The following is a 3120-nucleotide window of genomic DNA, read 5'->3' as shown; positions in this document are numbered from 1 at the left end:
GCAGAGACAGGGATTGCTTAAGGGTTTCAAAGTAATGAAATCCGGTCGACATCAACAAGGTCGTCAGCAATAAACCAAAAACGGAAGGGAAAAAGCCAGTTATTGCAGTACCTATGGTTAATGCGCTAAGGGACAGCAGCATAAAGCGTTGCTCGCGAATAAACAGCAGCACAAACACTGCAGTAAAAGCCAGAAAGCCTGGTATCTCGCGTACACTTTGCAGCAGACCAATATCAGAACCGTCAAAATTCGCCCGCTCAATAACAAAGTTATTCAACAGCGCCATCCAGCTGGAGAAAGCAACAGGCACCACAATCGAGATAAGTAGCAGGAAGTTTTGCGGAGTTTTCCAACTCGCAGAATGATTCATGACGGATTCCTTAAGTAAACAAGTTGTTACATTAGATCGCTTGCAGATAAGAAACAATCAGATTTGCAAATTTTACTTTCGCGTCCCGAATTCGATGCTTTTATCAACAGATAGCATCAATCACTACTGGGAAGATAAATGTAAAAACAATGCTTTATCATTACGATTAATCTCGTTATGGTGAACTAATGTTTAACCAGTCGAAGAGACAATAATATGGAAATAGTAATTCGTCCGACTCAAGTCAGTGATGCAGCTGCAATATGTGAAATCTACGCTCAGCCAAAAGCACAGCGTGAGACCCTCCAACTGCCAAAGCCTTCTGTAGCAATGTGGACGAACCGACTGGAAAACATGCCTGAGGGAGTCTATAGCTTCGTTGCTGAAGTGGATGGGAAAATCGTTGGCAACATTGGTTTTGAGCAGTCACAACGCCCGAGAACAGCGCACTGTGGTAGCTTCGGTCTTGGTGTTCATGATGACTTTCATGGATTAGGTATCGGTAGCAAGATGATCGAAACTGTGCTGGATCTTGCCGATAACTGGTTGCAGATCAAGCGCATCCAGATTGACGTTAACAGCGATAACCAAACCGCGATTGCCTGCTACAAAAAGTTTGGTTTTGAAATTGAAGGCGAAGCCAAATGTGCCTCGTTCAGAGATGGGGAGTACATCAATACTCTCTACATGGCGCGGATAAAAGCATAAAACGAATCAAGGCTTACCGCTCAGGGTAAGCCTTGAGCATATCTAAGGCCCGTTCTTTCAAACCTTCTGTGTAAGGATTAATCTTCCAGTGGCCCGGACTCCAGCCTTTGACAAAACGCTGAAAGTCAGCCCAGGCAATAGCAAACAGTGGTCGCCACGCTAGCTCCACATCCTCAGCGGATAACTCTGGTTGATGAGTCTTAACCGCACTTTCAAGGTGAGCGAAATACTCATCCAAAAGCCACTCTTCTAGCTCTTCACACTGTTCAGGTTCCACCGCACTACTAATAAAAAGAGCGACATCTTTCATCGCACAACCACGACCAATGTATTGAAAATCAACCGCAGCAGCCTGCTGACCATCAGGGGTAAAACAGAAATTTGCCAGCTTAGCATCGCCATGGACTAACGTCTGATAAGGAGCGTCTCGCAACACTTGATCAATACGCTTTGCCTGCTGTTTAAGCTCTGAGTCCTTCAGCGCCAGTAATTCATCAGGACGAGTATCCAGGTGCCAGTAGGTGCCGACTTCCCACAACTCTTCACCAGTGTGACCGATATGTTGAGCATGAAACTCCGCCAACCAACGCAGACACGCACTCAGATGACTCTTGCTTGCCTGAGTGACAACCTCACTAAACCCAGCCTGCTTTAGATCTTCCATGACTAGCAGCAATTCGTCATCGTGCTGAATTACCTTAAGCGGTTTTGGCACTCTGGCGAAACAGTTACCCGCCGTATTCTGATACCAGTTCAGCTCGACCTGATAAGAGCGCAGTTTTCTTTGGTGGGATAACTCAGTATTCCAGCCTCTGGGATGATGGGCAGGTTGAGGCAGCTGGATATGCTTTACAATAATGCTACCACCATCGAGATGAAGTCTGACTAACTGTCCATAACCTCCCCAAAGAGTTTGTAGAACCTCTAACGAATTAATATTCCGATAACCTAACTCAGAGATTAACGGCAGATAAAAGTCTTGATTCATGTTTACTCGCTAGTGAGACTCAGCCAAACAGGAGCCTTATCATAATTGCCAAGCCATGTGGTGACTAGTCCAATTATCCAGATAAAAAATGTGAGTTTAATTCACCAAACATGCACTTATAAACTTCTATATCTATCAAAAATGATACCCAAATCAAATTTATAGGCCTATTTGGTATTTGAACAATCAGCAAACCCCACATAGAATTGAGCTTATCCGTCTGTATAAACCTTACAGGTCGGATGACAAATACAGACCTACCGTAACAAGAATAATAAGGTAGGAGCAACGGAGGCTAGATGAATAACTCAGCGGTGGCGCATAAAGAGCATACAGCTCGCTCCTCAAATGAAAAAAGTGTTTCGATATTAAATAGCACTGACGCGCTGGCAATGATTGAACATGGTGGTGAACTGACCATTGGCATTTCGACACCTGTCGGTACCAGTTTTCGTTGTAAAACTTCTTTTATTGGCACACATTCCAACAATATTGTTTTAGCAGAACTGCCAAAGATCTCTGAAGATGACTTGGAGTACTTTTTCCAGGAAGGCTTCTGGGCAACGATTCGCGCTATCTCACCACGCGGTGAAGGGGCTGTGGTTCATTTCCGCGCGCAGCTTCAGCATGTAATGACAGCCCCGGTACCAATGGTGGCGCTATCAGTACCTCAGACTATGCAGGTCACTCAGTTACGTAAGGAACCTCGTTTCGATGTTAACCTTCTTGCGCGAGTTGAGGCAGATAGTCACAGACTTGAGTGTGAAATCCGCGACCTCTCTAAAGGTGGCTGCCGTTTTATCACAGCACCACTCAGTCGACCATTTCAGGTTGGTGAAGAGATTGCCTTACATGTACAGCTTAACACCCCGAAAGGCCCACGTTTCGAACCGCTGTATGGCAAAGTATGCAATCTTCAACGCTCACTCCACTATGCGCGCTATGGAGTTGCCTTTACCGACAGTGGTAAAAACAACGCAAAAATACTGCTCGGTCACTTAAAATTCAACGGCACTAAGCTGACACTAAGATAAGCGAATGAAACAAAAACGCC

3 protein-coding genes and 1 pseudogene are annotated in these 3120 nt (G+C 45.1%); 2 read left to right on the top strand and 2 right to left on the bottom strand.

Annotated elements, in window-relative coordinates; translation table 11 throughout:
* Positions 1-370: pseudogene (locus RH46_RS10965) on the bottom strand (MFS transporter); the annotation flags it as partial.
* A gap of 216 nt (positions 371-586) precedes the next feature.
* On the opposite strand from RH46_RS10965, the gene RH46_RS10960 reads away from it, so the two are divergent.
* On the top strand, positions 587-1078 hold the full coding sequence (locus RH46_RS10960; protein WP_006879509.1) for a GNAT family N-acetyltransferase: 492 nt from the start codon (positions 587-589) through the stop codon (positions 1076-1078).
* Positions 1079-1091: 13 nt separating this feature from the next.
* Here RH46_RS10960 and RH46_RS10955 read toward each other — a convergent pair whose 3' ends face one another.
* The gene (locus tag RH46_RS10955; RefSeq protein WP_006879508.1) at positions 1092-2066 is read right to left on the bottom strand and encodes an aminoglycoside phosphotransferase family protein; all 975 of its coding nucleotides are present in this window, start codon (positions 2064-2066) and stop codon (positions 1092-1094) included.
* A gap of 299 nt (positions 2067-2365) precedes the next feature.
* Between RH46_RS10955 and RH46_RS10950 the strand changes: the two genes are divergently transcribed.
* Positions 2366-3100 carry a flagellar brake protein gene (locus RH46_RS10950; protein WP_006879507.1) on the top strand — a complete coding sequence of 245 codons (735 nt, stop codon included), beginning with the start codon at positions 2366-2368 and terminating at the stop codon, positions 3098-3100.
* The last annotated feature ends 20 nt before the right edge of the window (positions 3101-3120 follow it).

This window comes from Vibrio brasiliensis LMG 20546, from assembly GCF_000189255.1.
Lineage (GTDB): Bacteria > Pseudomonadota > Gammaproteobacteria > Enterobacterales > Vibrionaceae > Vibrio > Vibrio brasiliensis.
Note: the sequence above shows the minus strand (reverse complement) of the source record. Positions and strands in the feature narration are given on the sequence as shown.